13 protein-coding genes are annotated in these 24,407 nt (G+C 67.0%); 8 read left to right on the top strand and 5 right to left on the bottom strand.

Annotation, left to right across the window (positions count from 1 at the left end):
* The first annotated feature begins 5 nt into the window (after positions 1-5).
* The 5 genes from QZ634_RS12585 to QZ634_RS12565 all read left to right on the top strand — a co-directional run bounded on the left by QZ634_RS12585 (position 6) and on the right by QZ634_RS12565 (position 6,833).
* On the top strand, positions 6-1,529 hold the full coding sequence (locus QZ634_RS12585) for an ATP-binding protein (protein ID WP_291988840.1): 1,524 nt from the start codon (positions 6-8) through the stop codon (positions 1,527-1,529).
* A complete protein-coding gene (locus tag QZ634_RS12580; protein ID WP_291988838.1) occupies positions 1,526-4,000 on the top strand; it encodes an EAL domain-containing protein in 2,475 nt (824 codons plus the stop codon). The genes QZ634_RS12585 and QZ634_RS12580 overlap by 4 nt, the downstream gene beginning before the upstream one ends.
* A gap of 136 nt (positions 4,001-4,136) precedes the next feature.
* The gene (locus tag QZ634_RS12575; RefSeq protein ID WP_291988837.1) at positions 4,137-4,436 is read left to right on the top strand and encodes an antibiotic biosynthesis monooxygenase; all 300 of its coding nucleotides are present in this window, start codon (positions 4,137-4,139) and stop codon (positions 4,434-4,436) included.
* A gap of 39 nt (positions 4,437-4,475) precedes the next feature.
* Positions 4,476-5,546, top strand: a complete 1,071-nt coding sequence (locus QZ634_RS12570; protein WP_291988835.1) for a cobalamin B12-binding domain-containing protein — start codon at positions 4,476-4,478, stop codon at positions 5,544-5,546.
* 9 nt (positions 5,547-5,555) lie between these two features.
* Positions 5,556-6,833, top strand: a complete 1,278-nt coding sequence (locus QZ634_RS12565) for an ATP-binding protein (RefSeq protein ID WP_291988833.1) — start codon at positions 5,556-5,558, stop codon at positions 6,831-6,833.
* Positions 6,834-6,887: 54 nt separating this feature from the next.
* On the opposite strand, the gene QZ634_RS12560 is transcribed toward QZ634_RS12565, so the two are convergent.
* From QZ634_RS12560 to QZ634_RS12540, 5 genes are all read right to left on the bottom strand, one after another.
* Positions 6,888-9,470, bottom strand: coding sequence for a CheR family methyltransferase (locus QZ634_RS12560; protein WP_291988831.1), 2,583 nt, complete (start codon positions 9,468-9,470; stop codon positions 6,888-6,890).
* A gap of 982 nt (positions 9,471-10,452) precedes the next feature.
* A complete protein-coding gene (locus QZ634_RS12555; protein ID WP_291988829.1) occupies positions 10,453-11,562 on the bottom strand; it encodes a hypothetical protein in 1,110 nt (369 codons plus the stop codon).
* A 10-nt stretch (positions 11,563-11,572) separates the two neighbouring features.
* Positions 11,573-14,611 carry a hypothetical protein gene (locus QZ634_RS12550; protein WP_291988826.1) on the bottom strand — a complete coding sequence of 1,013 codons (3,039 nt, stop codon included), beginning with the start codon at positions 14,609-14,611 and terminating at the stop codon, positions 11,573-11,575.
* Between the two features lie 10 nt (positions 14,612-14,621).
* Positions 14,622-15,737, bottom strand: a complete 1,116-nt coding sequence (locus QZ634_RS12545; RefSeq protein ID WP_291988824.1) for a patatin-like phospholipase family protein — start codon at positions 15,735-15,737, stop codon at positions 14,622-14,624.
* 229 nt (positions 15,738-15,966) lie between these two features.
* Positions 15,967-16,518: a molybdopterin-dependent oxidoreductase gene (locus QZ634_RS12540; RefSeq protein ID WP_291989007.1), complete on the bottom strand. Its 552-nt coding sequence runs from the start codon at positions 16,516-16,518 to the stop codon at positions 15,967-15,969.
* Between the two features lie 306 nt (positions 16,519-16,824).
* On the opposite strand from QZ634_RS12540, the gene QZ634_RS12535 reads away from it, so the two are divergent.
* The 3 genes from QZ634_RS12535 (at position 16,825) to QZ634_RS12525 (ending at position 24,328) form a co-directional block, all read left to right on the top strand.
* A complete protein-coding gene (locus tag QZ634_RS12535; protein WP_291988822.1) occupies positions 16,825-17,667 on the top strand; it encodes a caspase family protein in 843 nt (280 codons plus the stop codon).
* Between the two features lie 125 nt (positions 17,668-17,792).
* Positions 17,793-23,825: a CHAT domain-containing protein gene (locus QZ634_RS12530; RefSeq protein WP_291988820.1), complete on the top strand. Its 6,033-nt coding sequence runs from the start codon at positions 17,793-17,795 to the stop codon at positions 23,823-23,825.
* Between the two features lie 2 nt (positions 23,826-23,827).
* Positions 23,828-24,328 carry a glycine zipper 2TM domain-containing protein gene (locus tag QZ634_RS12525; RefSeq protein WP_291988818.1) on the top strand — a complete coding sequence of 167 codons (501 nt, stop codon included), beginning with the start codon at positions 23,828-23,830 and terminating at the stop codon, positions 24,326-24,328.
* Positions 24,329-24,407 lie beyond the last annotated feature (79 nt).

The raw sequence follows: 24,407 nt of genomic DNA, 5'->3' as shown, positions 1-24,407 counted from the left end.
AAACCATGGTATTCATGAACTGGAGCAGGCACTTCGTGACCGGCATCGAGATCGTCGACCGCGAGCACCGGGGCCTGGTCGACCTGATCAACGGCGTTGCCCCGCTGCTCGCCAGGAGCGAGCCGGTGTCAGGCGAAGACGTCGAAACCCTGCTCGACGATCTCGACAGGTACGCGCGGACACATTTTCGCGACGAGGAACGGCTGATGAGCGAGGCCGGAATGGACGCCAATGGGATCGAACATCAGGTGCACGCCCATCGCGCCTACGTCGACGAGCTGGCCGCGATGCGCCGCGAGATCGGCGCCAATGGACAACTCGACGGGCGCCTGTTGCTGCGTTTCCTGGCCAACTGGCTGAGCTTTCACATGCTCGCCGACGACCAGCTGATGGCCAGGCAACTGGCGCTGATCGCCAGCGGTCATACGCCCGCGGAAGCGGCGACGCAGGTCCGGGAAGCGAAGGAAGATACGGCGCAGGCAGTGCTCGCCGACGCGCTGATCGACCTCTACGGCGTCGTCTCGGCGCGCAACCGCGCGCTGCTGCAGAGCAACGAGCAGCTGCAGACCGCACGCAACACGCTGGCCGAGGTCAACACCCGTCTCGAAGAGCAGATCGAAGAGCGAACGCGGGAACTCTCGCAAACCAACGCCGAGCTGCTGCGCGAGCAGGCCGAACTGCATCAGGCGATGGAAGCCATCGAGCGTACGCAGAGCCAGTTGCTGCAGTCCGAGAAAATGGCCGCCGTCGGCCAGCTTGCTGCCGGTGTCGCGCACGAGATCAACAACCCGATCGGTTTCGTCAGTTCCAATCTTGCTTCCTTGCGGGTTTACGTCGATCGTCTGCTCGAAGTCGTCGACCTGGCCGCACCGGCGGTTGCCAAGCTGCCTGCCGATGATCCGGCAAGGCTGGCTGTCGAAGAGGCCTGGCAGGCGGCGGAAGTCGACTTCATGCGCGAGGACATTCCGGCGCTGATCGGCGAGTCGGCGGAAGGGCTGGCACGGGTGCGCAAGATCGTCGCCGACCTGAAGGATTTCTCGCACGTCGATGAAGGCGTGTGGCAGGATGCCGACATCAACGGCGGTCTGGAGAGCACCTTGAACGTAATCTGGAACGAGCTCAAGTACAAGGCCAAGGTGGTGCGTGACCTGGGCGATCTGCCGGCAGTGCGCTGTATCCCGGCGCAGCTCAACCAGGTGTTCATGAACCTGCTGGTCAATGCCGGGCAGGCGATCGAAAGCGCCGGCACGATCACCCTGCGCAGCGGCTACGAGGACCAGCACGTCTGGGTCGAGGTCGAGGACAGCGGTGGCGGCATGCCGCCCGAGGTCCAGAAAAGGATCTTCGAGCCCTTCTTCACCACCAAGCCGATTGGCCAGGGGACCGGACTCGGTTTGCCGATCTCCCGGGAGATCATCCAGCGCCACGAGGGAACGATCAGCGTCGACAGCGAGCCGGGGCGGGGTACCTGCTTTCGCATCCGCCTGCCGGTGGCCGGAGCGCAGCCCGGCGCGGAGGCGACGTCTTGATTGGCGCCGCGCCGCAGGAGTCGATCTACGATGCGCTCGGTTTGATCGTCATCCGCGTCGACACGCAACTTCGCGTCTGGTACGTCAACACCTTTGGCCTGCGTCTGCTCGGTTACAGCCGCCTGGGGCAGGTTTTCCGGCGGCCGTTGGGCGAACTCCTCGGCGCCGATTCGCTGCGCGCGCCGGAGCTGCTGGCCGAGCTTCGTGACCTCGCTGCGCACAGTGGCGTTCGCCAGCTGGAGACGCCGCTGACGGCCGGCGACGGGCGGCGCCTGTGGATCTCGTGGTCGATCGAGCAACGCGCCGGTACCGACACCGTCCTGGCGCCGATCTTTCTCATCGGAACCGACGTCACGCGGGTGCACGCGAGCCTGGAGTCGGCGCTGCTCTTTCGCGATATCGCCCAGAACACGCCGCTGTCGGTGATCATCACCGACGCCGCGCGGACCATCCTTTTCGCCAATGCGGCGGCGCTGGCGATGACCGGCTACGCCGCTGAGGAGGTCATTGGGCGCAAGCCGCAGATGTTTCGCTCCGGGCTGACGCCGGAGTCCACGTACAAGGAAATGTGGGCAACCCTCGGCGGCGGCAGCAGCTGGAGCGGCGAGTTGATCAATCAGCGCAAGGACGGCGAGGTGTTTGCCGAGCGGATAACGATCTCGCCGATTACCGATCAGGAAGGGCAGGTCAGCTTCTACTTCGCCATCGGTGAGGACTCCACGCAGCAGCGCGCGCTGGAAAAGCGGCTGGAGGCGTTCACCAGTACCGACGCCCTGACCGGGCTGCGCAACCGCGTCGGCTTTCTTGCCGAACTGACCCGGCTGGTGACGCATATTGCCGACGACAATACGGGAATCGCCGTCGTGCATATCGACATCGACAACTTCGACAGCGTCAACCGCCTGCTCGGCCACGAACAGGGCGACCGCCTGCTGGTCGATATCGGGCAGCGGCTCGCCGATGCCGTGCGCGAGGCCGACGTCGTCGCCCGCCTGGGCAGCGACGAGTTTGGCGTCTTGCTGACCGTTCCGGACATCGCCTCGGGGGACGACTACGAGGAGATCTCGCGCCGCCTGCAGGCGGCGCTGCGACCCACTTTCAACAGTGGCGAGCGCACCGTAGACGTCACCCCGTCAATTGGCTTCGCCTGTTTTCCGGTCGACGGCGAAGAGCCGGGCGACTTGCTGGCCCGCGCCAGCAGTGCAACGCAAAAAGCCAAGCGCGATGGCGGCGACGGCGTGGCGCGCTTCGATCGCCTGCTGCATGCGGAGGATGGGCAACGCCGTGAATTGCTCGGCGAGCTGCGCCGCGTCGTCGAAAACCGCCAACTGCTGCTGCATTATCAGCCGCAGCTGAGCCTGCACACCGGTGCGCTGGTCGGCGTCGAGGCGCTGCTGCGCTGGCAGCATCCCGAGAAGGGAATGATTCCGCCTGGCGTGTTCATTCCCTGGGCCGAAGAGAGCGGCCTGATCATCGCCATCGGCGAATGGGTTCTCGGCGAGGCCTGCCGCCAGATGCGCGCCTGGCTCGACGCCGGCTTCCCGCCGCTCAAGGTGGCGGTCAATCTCTCGGCGCGCCATTTCCGCATGGCCAATCTCTGCCAGAGCGTCGGCGACGCGCTCGCCGAGCACCACATCGACCCGCGCACGCTCGAACTCGAGATCACCGAGGGGGCGATGATGCACGACGTGGTGATGTCGGCGCGGACCAGCGAGCGGCTCAAGGAAATCGGCGTGCGCCTGTCGCTCGACGACTTTGGCACCGGCTATTCGTCGCTCGCCTACCTGTCACGTTTTCCGATCGACGTCGTCAAGATCGATCAGTCTTTCGTCAGCGACATCATCAGCAATCCGGCCAACGCCGCGATCACCCAGGCGATCATCGCCATGTCGCACAAGCTGGGCAAGGTCACGCTGGCCGAAGGCGTCGAAAGCGAGGAGCAGATGCAGTATCTGCGGCGCAACGATTGCGACGAGATGCAGGGCTATTTCTTCTCGCGACCGCTGCCCGCCGATCAGCTCGCCGCGCTGCGTAGCGCCGGCAAGCACCTGCGTCTCGCGAGTGGCAGGGACGATGCGCCGCCGACCGTGCTGCTGGTCGACGACGAGCCGAGCATCCTTTCGGCGCTCAATCGCCTGCTCCGCCGCGAGGGCTACCGGGTGCTGCTTGCCGACAGTGCCAGCACCGCCTTCGCCGTCCTGGCGCGCGAGCCCGTCGCGGTGATCGTCTCCGACCAGCGCATGCCGGTGATGACCGGTACCGAGCTTCTCGCCCGCGTCAAGACGCTTTATCCCCGTACCGTGCGCCTGGTCCTATCCGGTTACTCCGAAATCACCGCCGTGACCGACGCCATCAACAAGGGCTCGATCCACAAGTACCTCAGCAAACCGTGGGACGACGAGCACCTGAAGAGCGAGATTCGCGACGCTTTCCGCACCTGGAAGGAACGCTTTGGCAAGGAGCACGACTGATCGTCGATGCGCCACCCGACGTCCTGCACGCCTTGTCCGACGGCGCGCGTCGTTTGCTGCCCTTCAGCCGACGCGCAGCAAGGCTTGCCAGCGCCGAACGCAGCTGCTCTAATGCGCTCCCGATAAGGAAACCGTGATGTTCGTCGCCCTGAGCCGCTTCACCGTTGCCAACGGCATGCACGACGCCGTGCGCGAAGCTTTTCTCGCGCGTCCACACCTGGTGGACCGCGTGCCGGGTTTCGTGCGCATGGAGGTGCTGCGACCGCAGGGCTGTCCCGAGGAGTTCTGGTTGATGACCTGGTGGAGCGACGAAACCTGTTTCGACGCCTGGCATCGAAGCCATGCCTATCACGATTCGCACGCTGGCATGCCCAAGGGATTGAAGCTGGTTCCCGGTTCGACCGAGATCCGCCGCCTGGAGCGGATCGCCGAGTGAGTTGGCCATGCGCCAAGCAGTGCAGACCGGGAGCGTGAGATGACTACCACCAGTTTCTATCAGACCGACGAAGAAACGATCGAGCGCTTCCTCGCCCTGCGCGGCGAAGCGATCGCGCATGCGACTGCCGCCAGCCAGGCGGCCTGGCCGGAGTTGTTTGCCAGGCGGGGGCCGCAGGCCTTGGCAGCTTGCGCCGAGGACATCGCGTATCACCTTGACTTCCTGCATCCGTCGCTGGCCAGCGGCGATCTGTCGCCGTTCTTGGCCTATCTCGGCTGGCTGGCGCAGGTGCTCTCGTCGCGCGGTGTGCCGTGCGATTCGCTGCCGCGCTCGCTCGACGACCTCGGCGAGTTCTTCGCCAAGCGGCTGGGAGCTGCCGCAAGGCCGGTGCTTGCGGCGCTGACTGCTGGCCGGGAGGCTCTGGCCGGCGGCCTTCCGCCGCCCTCCTACGATCGCCCCTGCCCCGTGCCGTGGGAAGAAGCCGAGGCCTTCGGAAATGCCATGCTCGCAGGCCAGCGACGCGAGGCGTCGGCGCTGTTCAATCAGGCGCTCGACCGTGAAGGTTCGCTGGCCGGTGCTGAAGTTCATGTTGTCCAGCCGGCGCTCTACGAGGTCGGTCGGCGCTGGCAGCAGAACGGCGTTTCCGTGGCCCAGGAGCACCTTGCCACGGCAATGGCGCAAAGCCTGATGGCGCAGGGTTTCGGGCGCGCCGAGGCGGCAGCCGACAACGGTCGCAAGGCCCTCCTGGCGTGTCCGGCGGGCAACCACCACAGCGTCGGCCTGCGGATGGTGGCCGACGCCTTCGAGCTGGCCGGGTGGACGGTGCATTATCTCGGCGCCGACGTTCCGCAAGCGGCCCTGATCGACCAGGTAAAGCAGCTGCGACCCGATCTGATCGGGCTTTCGGCGTCGCTGCCGCAGCAACTGCGCAGCCTGCGCGAAACGCTCGCCGTGCTGCGCGCGAGTCTTGCCGACCGTCGTCCGCGGATCGTCGTCGGTGGGCTGGTTTTCAACCAGTTTCCACTGCTTGCGCAGAGCTTTGCTGCCGAACTCCTGGGCGCCGACGCGGTGAGTGCTGCGGCGGCCGCCAGTGCGTCCTTGAACTGCTAGCGCAGGTTCATGCAGCAGTCTTTGCTACAGTCACTGCAATCCGTCGCCTTTGCCGACATCAGTCTGGCGGGACAGGTGATCTCTGCCAACGACGGTTTCTACGCCGTGCTGCAGCTCGCGCCCGGCAGCGTCGTCGACAATGTGGCCCCGTACATCAGTAACCCGAGCTTTGCGGAACTGGCCGCAGGCGCGCAGCGGGCAACGCCCGGGCAAGTGGTTCATCAGGGCCTGATCACCTTTCTTGGCGAACTCGGCGAGTCGCGCTCGCTGCTGGCGAAGGTCTGTCGGCTCGGCGATCATCTGGCCATGATCGCCGAGCACGACGTGCGCGAGAACGAAAACCTGCTCGCGGCGGTGATGGACCTCAACGACGAGCTGGCCGAGCAGCAGCGCGCGCTGGCGCGGGCGAATCGCCAGCTGGCCGCCGAAAAGGCCGAGCAGCAGCGCCTGCTGCAGGAGTTGGCGGCGGCGCAGGCGCATCTCGTTCAGTCGGCGCAGCTGGCTTCCGTCGGCCAGCTCGCCGCCGGTGTCGCGCACGAAATCAACAATCCGATCAGCTTTGTGCGCGCCAACCTGGCGACTCTCGGAGACTATGTGCAGGACCTGCTGGCGATCATCGATGCCTACGCGGCAGGCGAAGCCCTGCTCGCCCAGGATTCCTCGCTGCTGGCGAGCATCCACGCGCTGCGCGAGCGTTGCGATCTTGACTTCGTGCGCGACGATGCCCCGGCCGTGGTGGCCGAATCCGCCGCAGGCATCGCGCGTGTCGCGCGCATCGTCAGCGACCTGAAGAATTTTGCGCGCATCGACGAGTCGGAATGGCAGGTCGCCGATCTGCACACCTGCCTCGAAAGCACGCTCAATGTCGCCAGCCACGAACTGCGTCAAAGCGCTGAAGCCGTTCGCCAGTACGGCGACCTGCCGGCGCTCCATTGCTGTCCCGGTCAGCTCAACCAGGCGTTCATGAACCTGCTGGTCAATGCCATCCAGTCGCTGGACGACACCGGGAGCGGAGCGGGGCGGATCTTCCTGCGCACTGGCCGGCAGGGGGATCAAGGCTGGATCGAAATCGAGGACAATGGCCGCGGTATCGCGCCGGAAAACCTGGCGCGCATTTTCGAGCCGTTCTACACCACCCGCGCGATCGGCCGCGGCACCGGGCTCGGCCTGTCGTCGGCGTGGGGAATCGTCCGCATGCACGGCGGACGCATCGACGTGCGCAGTGAGCTCGGCAAGGGCAGTGCCTTCCGCATCTGGCTGCCGCTCGCGCGGACGACGAACGAGTAGCGGGGCTGGCGGTGGCTGCAATGACGGCGTCCGGCGGGCTGCCCGCCCGTCACTTCAGCCGCCGCGCACTTCTTCCATGGCCAGCAGGATCAGCGCTGATTCGCCCGCGATGCGGCGGGCATTGAGCATCATCTTGCGGCGGCCAACGTTTGGCAGCTCGCAGTCCACGGCAAATCCGTCGACGGACTGGTCGCGTGGGAGGATGCTTTCGAGCAGTTCGCGCAGGGCGGCGATGTCCCACTGCCCGTTGCCGAGATCGTATAGCTGCCGCCCGACCGTCTCCTCCGGGCTTACCTGGAAGCGCTGGTAGAACGAGCGGCTGGCGGAGATCACCTGCAAGTGGCCATCGAGGACGAGCAGGGGTTCGCGTACCGCGTCGACGATGCTTTCGGCGAAATGTCGTGCAGCCTGGCTTGCCGATTGGGCGGCGACGAGGGCGCTGATGTCGGTAAAGGTGATCACCACGCCATCCAGCTGGCCGTCGAGTCGGCGGTACTGCTTCAGGCGCGCCTGATAGCAGAGGCCGCTGCGCGTGCGCACCTCGCGCTCGCGCGCCTGGCCGGTGTCGAGCACCGCCCGCGCGTCGGCGAGCAGGTCGTCGTCGACGATGTTGGCGCGGATGTCGGCCAGCGGTCGGCCGACATCGCTGCCGATCAGGCGATAGAGAACCGCAGCCGCAGGGGTGAAGCGGCGGATGAGCAACTGCGCGTCGAGAAAGATGATGCCGCCGCTGACGTTGTCGAGCAGGTTCCTGAGGTCGGCTTGCGTATCGCCGAGTTGGTCGATATTGGCCTGCAATTCGGTATTGAGCGTCACCAGCTCTTCATTGACCGACTGCAGTTCTTCCTTGGAGGTCTCGAGTTCCTCGACGGTCGACTGCAACTCCTCGTTGGTCGACTGCAGCTCCTCGTTGGTCGACATCAGCTCCTCGTTGGAAATCTGCTGCTTCTCGATCGTCGATTGCAGGCTCTCCCAGGTATCCGCCAGGTCGCGTTCGAGTTCGACGACGCGCTGCGCGGCGCCCGCTTCCCTGACTTCGCCGGTCTCGCCGGCGTCGCTGCCGACCGCCGGCGTGGCGAGCGGCAGCGCCCTGGCGACGTCCTGAAAACTGACCAGCAGCCGCTGTTGATTGCTGTCCGGGCTGGGCAGGGAGCGTACGCTCAGGGCGACGGTCTGGAACTCGCCGTCCACGCGCAGCAATACTTCGCGCCCGCTGGTCTGGGCACCTCTCTCGGCCGCATTGAGCAGCGCCGCGCGCAGTTCGAGTTGCAGGCCGTCGACCGCCATGTCGACGACGTTGAGCGTTCCTTCGCCCGGTGCCGGGCGCAGATACCTGCCGGTCTCGCCATGGACGAAGAGGATGTTGCCCGCGCCGTCGGTGACCACCGACGGTGGGGCGAAGGCGCTGAGCAGCGCCCGCCGCGCGATCTGCTCGATATTGGTCGCCGCCGCGGTCATCGGCGTGGCTTCGCGGTTTCTGTCGGCATTCGCTCCTGGCCAGGCGAGGCCGCTGACCATCAAGGCGCGGGTCGACGCGGCGCTGGCCATCGCCCGGTAGAGTTTCCACTTGTGGTTCAGCGGCTGGAACAGCTCGGCGTGATCGGCGATGGTCTCGGCCGGCGACAGGAAGAGAACGCCACCCGGCTTGAGCGCGTAGTGCAGCGTCGGGATGAGCCGGTTCTGCAACTCGGGTTCGAGGTAGATCATCACATTGCGGCAGCAGATCAGGTCGAGTCGGGTGAAGGGCGGATCCTTGATCACGTTCTGGACGGCGAACACCAGCATCTCGCGAATCTCCTTCCTGACCCGGTAGGCGGCGTCTTCGTGGACGAAAAAGCGTTGCAGACGTTCCGGGCTGAGGTCGGCGGCGATGTTCGGCGGATAGAAGCCGCTGCGGGCGACGGTAATGGCTTCCTGGTCCAGGTCGGTGCTGTAGATCTGGACCCGGAACGTCTGCTGCAGGCGGTCCATGACTTCGCGCAGCAGAATGGCGACCGAGTAGGCCTCTTCACCGGTCGAGCAGCCGGCGATCCAGACGCGAAACACATAACCGTCGGGCTTGCCGGCGAGCAGCTTGGGAACGATCTCGTTGCCCAGCGCAGCGAAGGCCTCGGGGTCGCGAAAGAAGCTGGTGACATTGATCAGCAGGTCCCTGAACAGGGCCTGGACCTCGGCCGGATGCGCGGCGAGGTAGACGCTGTAGGCGTCGATGTCGCCAAGCGCGTTGCGGACCATCCGGCGCGCGATGCGCCGGCCGATGGTGCCCTTCTTGTACAGCGAGAAATCGTGACCGGTGGCATTGCGCAGCACGCGCAGCACCTCGCTGTAGTCGGCTGCGCCCGCCGCCGTTGGCGCTGCTGCCACGCCGTGCTCGGCGAGCGCGTGTGTCCCCGCGAGGAGCAGCGTCGGCATGTCTTCGATGGCCACGACATGGCCGGCGTAGCCGCTGCGCAGCGCGCTTTCCGGCATTCCGGAATACTTGGCCGAGGCGGGCTCCTGGACCAGGGTGATGCCTCCCGCGCCGTGGATGGCGCGCAGCCCCAGCGTGCCATCGCTGCCGGTGCCGGAAAGGACGATGCCCACCGCGTTGTGCTTACACGCCTCGGCGAGGCTGCGCAGGAAGCTGTCGATCGGCATCCGCCTGGACCAGTCGCGGCGTCCCCGACGCACTATGACCTAGATCCGTTGCTCGCTGTATCACGCTTTTTGATGTAGGCAGCTGTATGTATCGCGCGAGGTATGTGTTGTGTACATACTACGGTGAAGACTCGGGCTTCGTGTGGTTTCTCGTCGCGAGTTGTGACCCACTCAGTGAACACAAGTCGCGAAGGTCACTCCGAAGTACTGCGACAGATGACCTACAGTTTCGGCTGACTGATTTCACGTTGATCATTTTACGTCTTCGAGTGGTACGACGTGGATTTCTCACACTTTTTATTCTACCTCTTTTTATTGATACCACTTTTCATTACGTGTCAAACAACGCAAGGATGACACACTATCAGAGGGGCACTTGATGCAATTCACCCTCCGACGGACTTCGGCCGCGGACGGACAGTCAGTCTGTTCGTTGGCCTCGTTTCCGGACCAACTCACCCAGATGTCTTCATCAGGAGCTAGCCAGGCAGCTATTCGTCAGTGATTGCAATTTTCGTTAGTGGACGGCTACACACCTGGGGCAGATGTGTACGCCGCGGATTGTTCGCGACTCACCGCGACCTCTACTGGATGTGCGTTGGTCGTATTTCAATCACACGATTCAGAATGATACTCATGTTAGCCGGCTTCACGAGCGCCCCTCGCGGCGGATCCGCGTGACGATGTGCACACCGTCCACTCGTTATGGTCACACGCGCCTGGCGACACGCGTGATTGGCTTCCCTCAGTGTACGGGCAGGTGCGGCTTATGGCGGTACCTGACGTGAGCGTGATGTCCCACTAACTCAGCACTTCTTTAGCCTTGTTAGCTTGCTTGTCTCCACCTCTCCCCGGCCCTTGTTCTATCCATACGATATTCATATGTTTGGCTACGTTCTGCGGCTCGTGGATTTTGGTCGTCACGACTTGTGTTCCCAGAGAGGCCTATCTGAAAGTTTCTATGCACGTTTAGTTGGGAGCGTTAACCGCAGTTGGATTCGCAGCTCCGGCGTATAAGACAGCCCACGGCCTGCCGTTGCGGCGACGCCCAGCGGCGAGTCGTCTTGCTGGCGTAGTTGAAGCACAGCGTCGGCGGTTGATGCGGCGAGCGGGCGATGATCCGTTGCATCGCTTCGGCGTCGGGGTGCCGGAAGCGGCTGCCGTTGGTGCTGACCAGAAAGCGCGGGCTGTCGATCAGCGCCAGCAGTTCGTCGCTGACGTTGCCGGCGCTGCCGTGGTGGGCGACTTTCACGGCGTCGACCTTGAGGATCGCCTGGCCACGCTGTTGCAGCAGGCGTTTGAGCGAGGCGGTGATCACCTGGTGGTAGGCGTCGGCGAGAAAGAGGCAGGACTTGCCGGCGAACTCGGCCAGGAAGGCGATCGAACTGCCGTTGGCCGCCGAGCTGTCGACCTTCAGCTGGCGTTCGAGCAGCGTGTCGAGTTCGGGGGTGGTCCCGAGCAGGCCCTGCCCGGGCAGGTAGGCCTTGCGCTGCGCGAGGCGTTGCCAGGCGGCGTCGAGGTCGCCGGGGGTGACGTTGGCGCCGAGGTCCTTTTCCCACGCCTTGCGCATCTCGGCCAGCGTTGCCGGTGTCGGCGACAGCAGCGTCAGCTTCATGCCTCCCGCCAGCGTGCGTTCGGGAAGCGCTCCGGCGTCGGGGACGACCACCGCCTGCCCGGAAAACGCGCCGTTCCATTGCCCTTCCTCGAAGCGGCGGACGATCAGCGCGCTGAGAAACTCGCCCTGCTTGCCACCCAGCACGCGTCCGCCGGAGGTGAGATGGCTCCAGCCGTTGAACCACAGGTCGATGACCCGCATGGGTAGCGGCTGGTTGGCGAGCAGGCGAACGATGCCCTCGACGTGATCGGTATCGACGTGGCTCATGACCACCAGCTCGAAACGCCGGTCGCCGGCGGGGAGCGCGTCCAGGCGTGCCGCGAGATGCCTGTAGGTGGCAATCGGGCCACCGTCGATGAGCAGGCGGCGCGTGCGGGTGCTGTCGCCGTATTCGACGAACAGGCAGTCGCCGTGCAGCGCGGGCAACATTTCGATGCGCAGGAAGGCGCCGTCGTTGCTGGTCGGGGTCATCATCATCGATCTCCAGTCAAAGGCGCCAGTCGGCGTCGCCGAAAGCGACGACGCACAGGGCCATCGGCAGGCTTTCGCGCAGTGCCTGCCGTTTCGCTTCGCGCAGCGCTTCGCCGAGGCAGGGAACGGCGTCCGGCTGGCGCGGCGCGCCGGATTGCTCGTCGGCAGTCGATTGGCGGTGGATGGCGAGCAGCACTTCGAGCAGCTTCTCGCCGACCCGCACGGCGTGCGGACCGAACACCGTGGCGATGGTCGAGACGATCACCGCGGCGCCCGCCTGACGGAAATAGCGGATGTGGTTGGCGTACTGCTGCGCGCTGCTGGCGGTGTCGCAGCCGAGCAGCAGCAGCAAGGGGTAGGCGCCCTCGACATGCACGTATTCGCGCGGCAGGCGCAGCGTCTTGAAGGCCACCCCGCCGATTTCCAGCGCGATGTCCTGGCGTTCGCCGGTGTTGTGCGGGAAGGCGACGAGCAGGCTCGGGTGGCTGCCGCTGACCGCCTGTTTCCATTCGTTCCAGTTGCCGGCGACGTGCACCGTTTCCGGCAGCTGCTCGCGCAAGGCGGCGAGCAGCGGCGCCACGTCGCTCGCCTTGACCTCCTGGCTGTAGGCGACCAGCGCCCCCTGGTCGAGCTGCAAGCGCACGCGCGCGCCGACCGGTTCGGCCTGGACGATCACTTCGGCCTGGTTGGGGAGGTCGATCGCCGGGTTGTAGACGTGTCGTTCGATGACCTTGCGCAAGCCCCAGAAACCCATCGGGCAAACGTGCCGACGCGGCTCCTGCTGGCCGGCGCAGCCCTGCGTACAGGCGCCGTCGGCGAGCGCCTGCAGGGCGTTCGGACAGAAGTCGACGCCCGCATCGTCGTCGGGCGGCAGGTACTGGTAAATGAACTCGAAGGGAACGACGGCGTCGGCGCGCGTGCTGACCAGCTGGATGTGCGTCGCTTCGTCGACGTCCATGCCTTCGCGCTGCAGCGGCTGCAGGTTGTCGATCACCAGGCTCGAGTAGAGGTCGGCGCCGAGGCGAGCGAGCTTGACGAAGAGCTTGCGGTTGTCGCCACTGGTCAGCCCCGCGCTGTAGTCGGCGACGCTGTGCGCGACGTCGGAGAGCAGCTGGTTGATGCTCGCGATCGGCTCTTCGATACCCCTCAGATCCTTGGCCCAGGCACGCTTGCCGGCGATGCCGGTGAGCAGCGGCCGTTGCTGATTGCTGTGGTTGAGGATGAAAGCGGCGTCGAAACGCCGGCGCGCGCCGAGTTCGCCCCAATGCTGGCGCACACGCGCTTCGACCTGCTGGCTGATCGCTTCCCCGGCGTTACCGGCGTCGATGGTCTCGTCGGCGGCGGCGACGCGGGCGTGGATGAGCACCGTCTGCAGCACGCGGCCGCGGTGCAGGACGCTGACCCGCCCTGCGAAAGCGGCGCGCCTGCGCGGGGTGAACACGAACTCGGCGGCGCTGCTCGGCCCGACGCGCGGCAGGATGAGCTCTCCGAGCAGCGGCGTGTCGAGTTGCGTCGGTTCGTGAAAGACCACCTGCAGTCGGTGCGGCTGCTCGCTGCGCGGCAGCTCGTGCGCCGGAAACGCTTCCGGCGCCGATTGCCACGCTTCGTCCGGCGGCCCGATGCGCAGTCGCAGCATGATCGGTACGCCGACCTGCAGGCGTTGCCGTTCCTCGACCAGCTGCGCTTCGTGCCGGCGCCAGAAGCGGTGCTGGATGAAGCGCAGCTCGGGCTGTTCGACGGCGTCTTCGCCCTCCCGCCCGCGCAACTCGCTGGCCACTTCGGTCAGCGACGACGCTTCGTCGGACTCATGGTCGTAGCCGTAGTCGCGGCTCGCCTCGTCCATGCGCCTGGCCAGCAGGGCCGGGGAGACGCTGCGCGCGGACGGCAGCACGCCCTCCACGCGCCCGCTGCGTTGACCGCGTTCACCGCCCCGATCACCTCCAGCCGCGCGGGTGGCGCCGCGCGTCGGCGGCGTGGCGACCTGATCGGGATCGCCGACCAGCCGCCACAGCGAGCGTTCGCTGAGCGCCAGTTCGGCGTCGTCCGGCAAGGCGCGCAGGCGGGCGGTCAGCGTGGCGACCGAATGCGACAGGGCGCTAATGCGCAGCAGGTCGCCGCCGAGGAACGCGGTCACGCGCTGGCCGAAGGAGTGCGCCAGGGCGACGTCCAGCGGTGTGTTGTGGCTCAGCCCGTCGGCGAAGCCCTGCAGCGTCGGCAGGGCGGCGTCGCTGTTGGCGTCGCTGTTGGCGTCGGCGCGCGGCGCAATGCAGACCACGCCTTCGGCCGACAGCTCTGCGGCGACGACGCGCAGCAGCGCTTCGAGCGCGTCGCCGACGGCGTCGATTCCCCCGAGGACGAGCACCAGCGCCGCCCGGCTCGGCGAACGGCGGCTCAGCAGGCGGGCGGCGGTCTGCCGCAGCGAGCCGCTGAAGACGAGCACTTCCAGACGCGGCGTGGCGCGTCCGGCAACGCTGAAGCGATAAGGCCAGCCCGGCTGCGGCGGCGCCGGATACTCGGCAAACGAGCCGGCCAGGCGATCGTCGGGCAGAACGGCGATGCGGAAGGGAAGTTGCCAATCGACGCGTCCGTCGGCAGCGAAGGCGTCGGCGACGAAGACGCTCGCGGCGGTGACCGCCGGGTGCTGCAGGGCGTGCACCATCGGCAGCAGCGTCTTCCAGCCCTGTGCCCGGCTGCGTACGGCGAGACGCGGCCCGGCGGACCTTTTGTCCACAAATGTCGACCAGGCGGCGGCAAGCACGCTCGCCGTCGGCAGGGTGGCGAGCGCCTCGGAGGGCGGCGCCTGCCAGGCCAGCGGCGCGCGGCTTCGCTGCCGGCCACGCGCGTCGTCGTCGTGCGCCTGCTGCTCGCCGGCAGCGGCAAGGAGATCGACGATGCTTGCGGCGCTGGCTGCAGGCGAGCGCTCGCTGCTGGCGCGGACGTCAAGCGGCTCTCCCGGGCGGGCCGCGCTCCAGACACCGACGGCGGCCAGCGCTTGCGCGAAGCCGGCGTCGTCGAGGTCGAGACTCCAGGCGGCGAGATACTGGCGATCGATCATCGTCGCTTCCTCAGCAGAGCGGCCAGGCGCCGACCGGCCAGCCCTGCGGCGCGTCGAGCGGCAGGTCGGTGCGCGTGCGCAGGGCACTGTCGGCCAGCGCGTAGCCCCAGTTGATCAATTGGCCCTGCTCCTGCGCGGTGAACGCCTTGAGGCGGGTCGGGATGTCCTGCAGCGCGGCGCTGACCGCGTTGTCGCTGGTCAGTGGGTCGTCATCCTCGTAGTCGTCGATCGCCGTGCCGATTCCCCAGTACGCGCCTTGCCGGCGCCCGCTTTCGAAATCGCCGATCAGCGCGCGCTTGCGCAGCGCGCGGGTCTGGTCGATGAGGATGTCGCGTACCCGGCCGAGCTGCAGGAGGTCGTCCTCGAACGGCGATTCGTCGATCGCGAAGGGTGCCCCGGCGTCGCTGACGAGAACGATATCGACATTGTCGAGCAGGGCTTCGAGCCCCATGTTGTCGTAGATGCCGCCGTCGGCGAGGACGATCCGGCGGCGCAGGCTGTAGAGGTTCGCCAGCTCGCGCTGGGGCCTCTCCCAGGCGCCGGGTTCGGTCTTCAGTACCAGCGGCGAGAAAATTGGCGGGAAAGCGCTGGACGCGGCGACCGCCTCGGCGAGAGGGACGTCGGAGGTGTACGAAATGCCCAGGACGTAGTCGGCGATGTAGTCCTGACGGAAACGGAAGCTGCGCCCGGTCTGCATGTTCGTGGCGTAGAAGATGAAGCGCGGCGCGTGATCGTCCGCGGGCGTGGCGATCTGGCGCAGCAGGGTTTCGCCGAACAGGTCGCTGGCGTAGCGCCGGGCGAGAAAGTCGCCGGAAGTCACGAACGGCGTCAGGTGGCCGAGCAGGGCGGTGCGCACGTCGATGGTCTGATTGCAGAACTCGCGCACCGGTTGCGCGACGACTTCCTCGAAGTTGCTCGCCTGACCGTCGACGAAGTTGAGCTGCCGCCAGCGGTGGGCCAGCACGCCGGCCAGAATCGAGCCGCCGGAAACGCTGGTAATGCGCGTCAGGCGGCGCAGCAGCCCGCCCTCGTTGAGCCGCCAGAGGCTGCCCAGACCGAAAAGCGTCGCCCGGAATCCGCCGCCGGACAAGGCCAGACCGATACTCGGCTGTTGCTCGGTGTTCATCGGAGTCCTCCTGGAGAGTGCCGCAAGCGCCGGTCGAGGTGCTTCGGAGCAGCGTTTGTCGGCCTGTTTCAGTGGCGCCCGGCAGCGTGCCGCTCCCACTGAAGGATAGGAAATTTCCTGTTATATGGGGAGAGTATCCCCGCTTCCGGCAAGTGTGGTCAAACTTGGGCAGTGCGATGGAGCGCGGGCGGTGATTCGGGGCGGCGCCTTGCCCGGGGCGGATTCCCGCCTACTGAGCCGCGACGTGGTACAGGCCCCAGGGGCAGAGCGCAAAGCGCTCGCTGGCGGGTTTCGACGCCATTTCCGGAAAGGCGTCGGGCTCGTACACAGCCCACAGCGGCCCGAGCCCGCCCAGGGGGATGGGCTGTCCATCGAGATGGGTGGCGACAATGAAGCCGAAGCGGTCGACCTCGGCAAGGGGCACGAGCGCCGTATAGCCGTCGATCGCGCGCAGGAGCAGCCGGGTCGTTTCGTTCGTCTGCGCAGCGGCCGCGCGAAGTACCTTGGTCAGCAAGGGGCCCGTGAGCCGGTGCTGGCGATTGTCGTATTCAAGGGTGGGCGCGATGGCCGTTGCTGGCAGCGCGCTCAGCGCGGCAAAGTCGAAGCTGTAGGCGCGCGTGAATTCGACGCCCTGTTTCTTCATCAGCTGATCCAGCGCAGGGTCAAGAGGCCCCCGGTTGCCGGCACCGATATTGCCGGTCACGGTGAGCAGCGCCGGGCCTCGCGAGCTGACCAGGTCCCTCGACGGTTGTGCCAGCAGGGGCAAGGCCGCACCGCACAGCGCGAAACCGGCAAGCAGATTTCTTCTCTTCAAGCTGTTTCCTCCTCGACGAATGCCGGCCGGGAAGGTTCCGGCCATGCACAGCATAGACCAGGCTCGGTGGCAGCGGGGAACAAGGTCCTGGACAGCAGCGGGGGCGCCGGCTCGATCGACGCCTTGCCGGCGACGGCGGAAGGGTCGACCGAAGGACTGCGGCGGAGCGATGGCGAGGTTTGTTATTGCCTTCGCGCTTGCTAGACTGAGGGCCGCAGTTCGCAGTTCACAGTTCGCCATCAATCAGCAACGATCAATCGACAGGAGGCAGTCATGAGCAAGCGCGCGCTTTGTATGGGGATCAACAACTACCCCGGTACGCACATGGATCTGAATGGTTGCGTGAACGACGCCAACGACTGGGCTGCCGAACTGGCCGGGCGTGGCTTTGCGGTCAGCAAGCTGCTTGACCAGCAGGCGACCAAGGCGGCCATGTTCCACGACATTCAATCGCTGATCGCCGGTGGCGTCAGCGGCGACGTGCTGGTGATCACGTATTCCGGACACGGGACCTATGTCCCGGACACCAACGGCGACGAGATCGACGGTCTCGACGAGGCGCTGTGCCCCTACGACATTCAGACCGGTGGCGGGCCGCTGATCGACGACGAGATCAACACCCTGTTCTCGGCGCGCAAGGCGGGCGTGCGCTTGCTGCTGATTTCCGACAGCTGCCACTCGGGTACCGTCACCCGCGCGGCGGCCGCCGATCCCGACGCCGACGACGCGCTGCGCCCACGCTTCATGCCGATGGGCAACTGGATGGCGGCCGACAAGTTGCCACACGGGATCAGCGGCCAGCCGCTGACGACCGTGCCGGTGACCTCGGGCAGCTCGCCCTTTGCCGGCGCGCTGTCGCGAATGATGGGCGATCTGCTGCTCGCCGGCTGCAAGGAAGGACCGAACAACTTCAGCTACGACGCGCGCATCAGCGGCCGTCCCTGCGGGGCGTTCACCTATTACGCGCTGAAAACGCTCAAACTGCTGCCGGCCAATGCCACCTACGCGCAGTGGCATGCGGCGATCACTCCGGGCTTCCTGCCGTCGGCGTCGTATCCGCAGAGCCCGCAGATTTTTGGCAGTGACGACGCTCGCAAACGCCAGATTTTCACCTGACGGCAGGGCAGTCGCCGGCGGCAGCCAGGCTGCCGTGAGCGGTGGCGAGGGATGGCGGCGCGGTGGCGACTCTCACGGCAGGACGCCGCGGTACCGGGCGTGGCACGAACTCGAAGGAGGCGAAGATGGCTGATCCCACTACTCTCAACTTCACTGGTCGCCAGAGCGACCAGCCGCAATTGCCGGCGTTGCTGCACAGCGTCCGTCGTTCGGCCGGCGAGGCCGAGGATCCTTTCCTGCCCGCCGCTTACCTGCAGGCGCGCGCCAGCTTCGAGGTCGGCGCCGCGGTGCGCGGTGCCGGCGCCAGCCCCCAGCAGTACCCGGCGCAGGACGACGAGGTGCTGGTCATCGAGCTCGCCGACGGCGGCGTGCTGATCACTTCGGCGAGCAAGCTCAAGGCTTCGCTGCAGCGCAGCCGGCCCGAGCTGATCGGCAACGACGGCGAGATTCTCTTCGATCAGCTGCGCAGCGACGCGGCGGCGACGCGCGGCTTGCTCGGCGACGCCATTGGCGGCCTGGTCAGCAAGGTCTTTGCGTTGGCGGTGGGGCGCGCCGGCGACGACATCATCGACGCGGCCAGGACGAAGCTCGGCGAGTTGCGCAAGGGCGCTGGCGACGTCGCCGAACTGGGCGTCAGCGGGCTGGGGACGCGGGCGCTGATGTGGGCGATCGAGGCGCGGCTCGGTCGGCCGACCGGCGTTTACTGCTGGGACGGCGGGCGCCGCGCCGCCGAAGCGCAGGACAGCAAGGCCCTGGCGCGCGCGCAGAGCGCGCTGCAGCGGGCGGCGGCGGAGAAACGGCCGGTCCTGCTTTTCGTGCATGGCACCGGGTCGAATACGCTCGGCAGTTTTGGCGACCTGCAGGTCGACGAGCGTGATCTGTGGAGCGTCCTGCAGCGCCACTTCAGCGGCGGAATCTACACTTACGAGCACCGCACGCTCTCCGAGAGCCCGATCGAAAACGCCCTCGAGCTGCTGGCGGCGCTGCCCGACGGCCTTCAGCTCAGCCTGGTCTCGCACTCGCGCGGCGGCCTGGTTGCCGATCTGCTCTGCGTGCACGACTTCGATCGGCTGATCGAGCAATACAAGGCCGATCTGCCGGGTAGCGGCGACGCCTACGAGAGCGAAGCCGAAGCGCAAGGCGTGCGCCGCGAACTCGACTCGGCGCACGCCGAGCAGCGCAGGCAACTGCGCCAGCTGGCCAGGGCGCTGGCGGCCAGGGACCTGCACGTGCAGCGCTACGTGCGCGTCGCCAGCCCGGCGCAGGGGACGCGGCTGGCCAGCGGCAACCTGGACCTCTTCCTGTCCGGGATGCTGACGCTGATCGGGCAGGTGCCGTTCTTCTTCGGCAACCCGTTCTATTCGGCTTTCAAGCGCGTGGTTCTGGAAATCGCCCACAAGCGCACCAATGCGCATCTGGTGCCCGGCATCGAAGCGATGTTGCCGGACTCGCCGATGGCCCGCCTGCTGCGCGACGCACCGGTGCGCGCGGGCATCGAGATGGCGGTGATAGCCGGCGACATCGAAGGCGGCAATCTGCTCAAGCGCCTCGGCGTCCTGCTCACCGACTATCTGTTTTTCGACAACGTCGACAACGATCTGGTCGTCGATAGCGACTCGATGTTCGCCGGAATCGCGCCGCAGGCGCGGGCCCGTGCGCTGTTCGACCGCGGCGCCGAAGTCTCGCATTTCCGCTACTTCACGAACATCGATACCCGCCTTGCGCTGCGCGACTGGCTGGTCGCCGACGAGGTCCTGCCGCTGACCGCTTTCCAGGCCTTGCCGGGTCCGTTCTCGGACGGCGAAGCGAGCGTGGGCGCCGTGTCGCGCGCGCCGCAGGTGCGCCGTGCCGACCTGCCGGTGGTCGTCGTGCTGCCCGGGGTGATGGGTTCGCACCTCTCGGTGAATGGCAATGACCGCGTCTGGTTCGACCCGCTGGACATTGCCAAGGGTGGCCTGAGCAGGATCGCCTGGGAGCAGTCGGGCGTCGAGGCCGAGAAGCTCTTCGACATGTTCTACGGCGACATTTGCGAGTATCTATCGACCAGCCATCGTGTCGAGCGCTTCGCCTACGACTGGCGGCAGCCGCTGGATGTGCTCGCCGAACGCTTTGCCGAATTCCTCGACCGCCTGCTGCGCGAAACCACGCAGCCGGTGCGCCTGCTCGCGCACAGCATGGGCGGCCTGGTGGTGCGCGCCAGCATCCACCGGCGCCGCGCGGTGATCGACGCGCTGATGGCGCGTGACGGCGCGCGCCTGGTGATGCTCGGGACGCCCAATCAGGGGGCCTACTCGATGGTCGAGAACCTGCTCGGCAAGGGCGATACGCTGCGCTCGCTGGTGCGCCTCGATCTCCGGCACGACATGCGCCAGGTGCTGCAGATCGTCGCCGGATTCCGCGGCGCCCTGCAGCTGCTTCCCAAGCCGGGTTTCGTCGATATCTTCCAGGGGCAGCCAGACGGTGGTGACGACAGGCAGGATTTCTGGCTGGCGAAAACCTGGATCGATTACCGGAAGAAGGTCTTCGACCTGTGGTTCGGCAACGGCAATTCGGCGACGCCGGACCAGCAGCAGCTCGACGCGGCGAACTGGCTGTGGGCACAGGACGGCAAGGCGACGCCGGCCCTGCCCGAGGCCTACGCCAAGAAAGCCGTCTATGTCTTTGGCGTCGCGCGCAATACGCCGTGCGGAATTCGCGAGGTCAATGGGCGCCTGAAAATGGTCGGCACCAGCCACGGGGACGGCACCGTCAGCTGGGCTTCGGGACGTATCGAAAACGTTGGCCGCTACTACTACCTGCCCGCCAAGCATGGCGACCTGCCGTCGACGCGCGAGTATTTCCCGGCCCTCGGCGAGCTGCTCAGCAACGGCATGACCAGCGGCCTGTTGAGCAACCCGCCGGCGGTGCGCGGCGAGGAAAAGCCGCTGCCGGTGGTCTACGACGCGGGGCCGCCAACGCTCGACGGCGGCGAGGCGGTGGCGCGCGGTCTGCTCGGCGGTTCGCCGCGCAGTCGCGTTGCGGCGCGACCGAAGCGCCGCCTGGAGGTCGCCGTCAAGGCCATGGACCTGCGTTTCCTGACCCAACCGGTTCTGCTCGGCCACTACGAGCAGGATCCGATCGCCGGTGCCGAGGCGCTGATCGACCGCGAACTGCTCGACGGCGAGCTCACCCAGCGCTACAACCTCGGCCTGTACGCCGGCCCGCGCGGTGCGGCGAGCGTCGTCCTGCGCGTTCCCAACGAACAGGAACGCCACCGTGGCAGCCTCACCGGGGCGATCGTCACCGGCCTCGGTGCCTACGATGGCAACCTCAGCGTCGGCGATCTGACCGAGGCGGTGCGTGCCGGCGTCCTGCGCTATCTGCTGCAGGTGATCGACGTGCTCGGCAAGGATGAACGCGAACTGCCGCTGGCTGCGCTGCTCCTCGGCTACAACTCGTCTGCCAACCTGTCGGTGGCGGCGTCGGTCGAGGCGCTGCTGCGCGGCGTCATGGAGGCCAATGCGCGCTTTTACGAGACGACCCGGCTCGACATTCGCGTCACCCGTCTCGACATCGTCGAGCTCTATCAGGACACGGCGATCACCGCCGTCTACGCGCTGCGGCGAATGCCCGAGCGGCTCGCCGAGCTGACCCGGCGCTACGATGTGGCGCTCGTCTGTCGGCCGCAACTCGAACAGGGCGAAGGGCTGCGCCGACGTCTGTTCGACAGCGGCAACCCGAGTTACTGGCCGCGGCTGATCGTCACCGACGCCGATCGTCACGAGCAGGGGGGTCTGCCCGCCAGCCTGCCCGCGTCCACCGACGCTGCTCCGGCAGGAGGGTCAGCGCGCGCGCAGCGGCCGCGCACGGCGATCGCCGAACGCCTGCGCTTTCTCTACGTCGGCCAGCGGGCGCGCGCCGAGTCGGTGGTCCACCAGCGCCAGCCAGGCCTGGTCGAGAAACTCGTGCGCCAGCAGATCCAGGCGCCGGTGTGGCGCGAGGACTTCGGTCGCGTGTTGTTCCAGTTGATGGTGCCGCACGACTTCAAGGACGCTGCTCGACAGCTCGAATGCATCGTCCTGGTGGTCGACGACTACACCGCCAACCTGCCGTGGGAGTTGATGTTCGCCGACGATCAGCGCGGCGCCGGCGAAAAGCTGCCGCTGGCCCTGCGCACTCCGGTCGTGCGGCAGCTCGCGGCCATGCAGTTTCGCCGCCAGGTGCGCCAGGGACTCGAGCGCAAGGCCTTCGTCGTCGGCAATCCGTCGGTCGAGGGCTTCGTCGCCGCTTTTCCCGATCCGCAGCGGCCCGACGCGGCCGACCCGCCACCGCTGCCCGGCGCCGAGGAGGAGGCTTACCAGGTGGCGGCCATCCTGCAGGGGCTGGCCTACCAGGTGGTCGCCGAGATCGGCAGCGACCGCCGCGCGTCCGACGTCCTGACCCGGCTCTACCAGCAACCGTACCGGCTGCTGCATATCTCGGCGCACGGCATCTTCGACCAGCAGCACGTCGATGGCCGCCGTCGCTCGGGGGTCGTCCTCTCCGATGGTCTGTTGATTACCGCCGCCGAAATACGGGCCATGGAAAGCGTGCCCGAACTCGTTTTCCTGAGTTGCTGCCACCTGGGCAAGGTGGATTCGGGCAGCGGCGGTGAGGGCGGCCACCAGCAGGACGCCGAGCGCACCGTGCAAGACGGCAACCTGCTGGCGGCCAGCGTCGCGCGTGAGCTGATCAACATCGGCGTGCGCTGCGTGGTCGTCGCCGGCTGGGCAGTCGATGACAAGGGCGCGATGATCTTCGGCAAGGCGTTCTACGAGCGCCTGCTGCTCGACGGAATGCCCTTCGGGCAGGCGGTTTTCGAAGCGCGCAAAGCGGTCTGGCAGGCCCGTCGCGAAGACATTACCTGGGGCGCTTACCAGGCCTACGGCGAGCCGGGTTGGCTGGCCGAGCCGCGCCTGCAGCGCAGCGCCGGCAGGCCAGCGAACTTTGCCTCGCCCGACGAATTGCTCGACGAGCTGTCCAGTCGCCGTGCAGCGCTGTCGCGAGGCAGCGAGCGGCAGACCCGGCACGAGCTCGACGCGCAACTGAGCAGCATCGACGCCCTGCTCAACGACCGCTGCCCGGCAGGCTGGTTGCGGCTGCCTGCGGTCCAGTCGGCGCTGGCCAGCGTGTGGGCTGACCTCGGCGAGTTCGGCAAGGCGCGCGACGCTTATCTCGACGCACTGCAGTCCGACGACGGCAGCGGGCAGGTGCCGGTACGCGATATCGAGCAGCTGGCCAATATCGAGGCGCGCCTGGGGGAAAAAGACGAAAGGCACGCAAAGGACGAAAAGGACGAGGGGGATGACGGTGACGACGCCGCGCTGACGCTGATCGACAGCGCGCTCGAACGTCTGCGCAGTCTCGACGCTCTGCTCTCGCCCCTGGCTGGCGGCCCGTCGGCCAGCGCGACGGTCAATAGCGAACGCTGTGCGCTGCGCGGCAGTGCCGCCAAGCGCAAGGCCAACGTCTTTGCGCGGCGAGTGCTCGCCGCCAGTGGCACGACGCCGGAAGGGCAGGCGGCCGGCGCAGCGGCGTTCGCGCACATGGAGGAGGCGTTGCGCGCGAGTGCCGTCTTTTACGGGCAAGGCGAGGGAAGGCCGGGCGATGCCGCTTTCCGGGCGTACAACGCGCTCAACCGCCTGGCCATCGAGGCGCTGCTCGCAGCGCCGGATGCTGACCGGCAGCAGGCGATCGATCTGGCGTCCTACTGCCGCTTTGCGGCGCGCGAAGCGTACGCACGCAGCGCCGATTTCTGGGACGCGATGCGCGAGCCCGAGTCACTGCTCGTCGAGCGCCTGCTCGATGGTGGATTTCTGCACTCGGGCGAGGCAGGCCAGGAGGCGTTCGCCGAGGTGGCGCGCGCCTACGACGAGACGCTGGCCAATCTCAGCCTCAAGCCGAAGCAGCTCGACTCGGTGGTTGCCCACCTTTGCCTGCTGTCGCGATTCTGCGACGTTCTCCAGGTGAGTCGCGGCGAGCCCGGCTGGCGGTTGGCCGCCGAGCGACTGATCGCTCTCGGCGAGCGCATCAGCCCTGGCGGATGCCGGCGCGACGATCGACCGGCGGGGGCAGCACCGCTCGCCGCGGCCGCGGCGGGCGCGCCCCCCCGGCGCCAGCGCGCGCCCAGGAAACGCTAGTGGTGGATTCTGCGGCGGCTGCAGGCGTGCCGAGCCGCGCTCGTTCCCCGGCGATGGCCCTGGTGCAGGGATTCCCGTCCTGCCGGTCGGTACTTGCCCTCGTCGGCTTCCTCGCCGCCTGCGCGGGTGCCGGCCAGCCGGCGGGGGAAATGGGGGTTCGTACCGGCGTTGTCGAGCAGATCGTCGACGTCCCGTTGCCGACGACCCATCACGCCGGTGTCGGCGCGGTGGTCGGCGGTCTGGCGGGGTTGAGTGTGGGCAGCCTGATCGGTGCGGGTAGTGGCCGTGACGTGGCGATGGTGCTGGGAGCGGTTGGCGGAGCGGTCGCCGGCAACGAAGTCGAGAAAACCCATGCGCAGCCCGTTCCCGGGCAGCAGATCGTCGTTCGTACCGGCAGCGGCATCCTGATTTCGGTCACCCAGCCCGGCGTCGCGGGCCTGCGCAAGGGGCAGGTGGTCTATGTCGAGGGGCATGGCGACGGCGCTCGCGTCGTTGCCCGCTGACTGCAAGTCGCGTCGGCTGCGCCTCCTCGCAATGACGGTGGGACGGTGACCAGCACTCCACGAGCGGTCAGTATCGGTC

The organism is Candidatus Accumulibacter sp. ACC007, from assembly GCF_907163205.1.
Taxonomy (GTDB): domain Bacteria; phylum Pseudomonadota; class Gammaproteobacteria; order Burkholderiales; family Rhodocyclaceae; genus Accumulibacter; species Accumulibacter regalis.
The sequence above is the reverse complement of the archived record's forward strand: the minus strand, read 5'-3'. Positions and strand labels throughout refer to the sequence as shown.

What these genes read in the sequence shown, in the direction of transcription:
- QZ634_RS12585 (WP_291988840.1), top strand. Translation starts at nt 6, where the DNA reads ATGGTATTCATGAACTGGAGCAGGCACTTCGTGACCGGCATCGAGATC.
- QZ634_RS12575 (WP_291988837.1), top strand. Translation starts at nt 4,137, where the DNA reads ATGTTCGTCGCCCTGAGCCGCTTCACCGTTGCCAACGGCATGCACGAC.
- QZ634_RS12570 (WP_291988835.1), top strand. Translation starts at nt 4,476, where the DNA reads ATGACTACCACCAGTTTCTATCAGACCGACGAAGAAACGATCGAGCGC.
- QZ634_RS12565 (WP_291988833.1), top strand. Translation starts at nt 5,556, where the DNA reads ATGCAGCAGTCTTTGCTACAGTCACTGCAATCCGTCGCCTTTGCCGAC.
- QZ634_RS12560 (WP_291988831.1), bottom strand. Translation starts at nt 9,470, where the DNA reads ATGCCGATCGACAGCTTCCTGCGCAGCCTCGCCGAGGCGTGTAAGCAC.
- QZ634_RS12555 (WP_291988829.1), bottom strand. Translation starts at nt 11,562, where the DNA reads ATGATGATGACCCCGACCAGCAACGACGGCGCCTTCCTGCGCATCGAA.
- QZ634_RS12550 (WP_291988826.1), bottom strand. Translation starts at nt 14,611, where the DNA reads ATGATCGATCGCCAGTATCTCGCCGCCTGGAGTCTCGACCTCGACGAC.
- QZ634_RS12545 (WP_291988824.1), bottom strand. Translation starts at nt 15,737, where the DNA reads ATGAACACCGAGCAACAGCCGAGTATCGGTCTGGCCTTGTCCGGCGGC.
- QZ634_RS12535 (WP_291988822.1), top strand. Translation starts at nt 16,825, where the DNA reads ATGAGCAAGCGCGCGCTTTGTATGGGGATCAACAACTACCCCGGTACG.
- QZ634_RS12530 (WP_291988820.1), top strand. Translation starts at nt 17,793, where the DNA reads ATGGCTGATCCCACTACTCTCAACTTCACTGGTCGCCAGAGCGACCAG.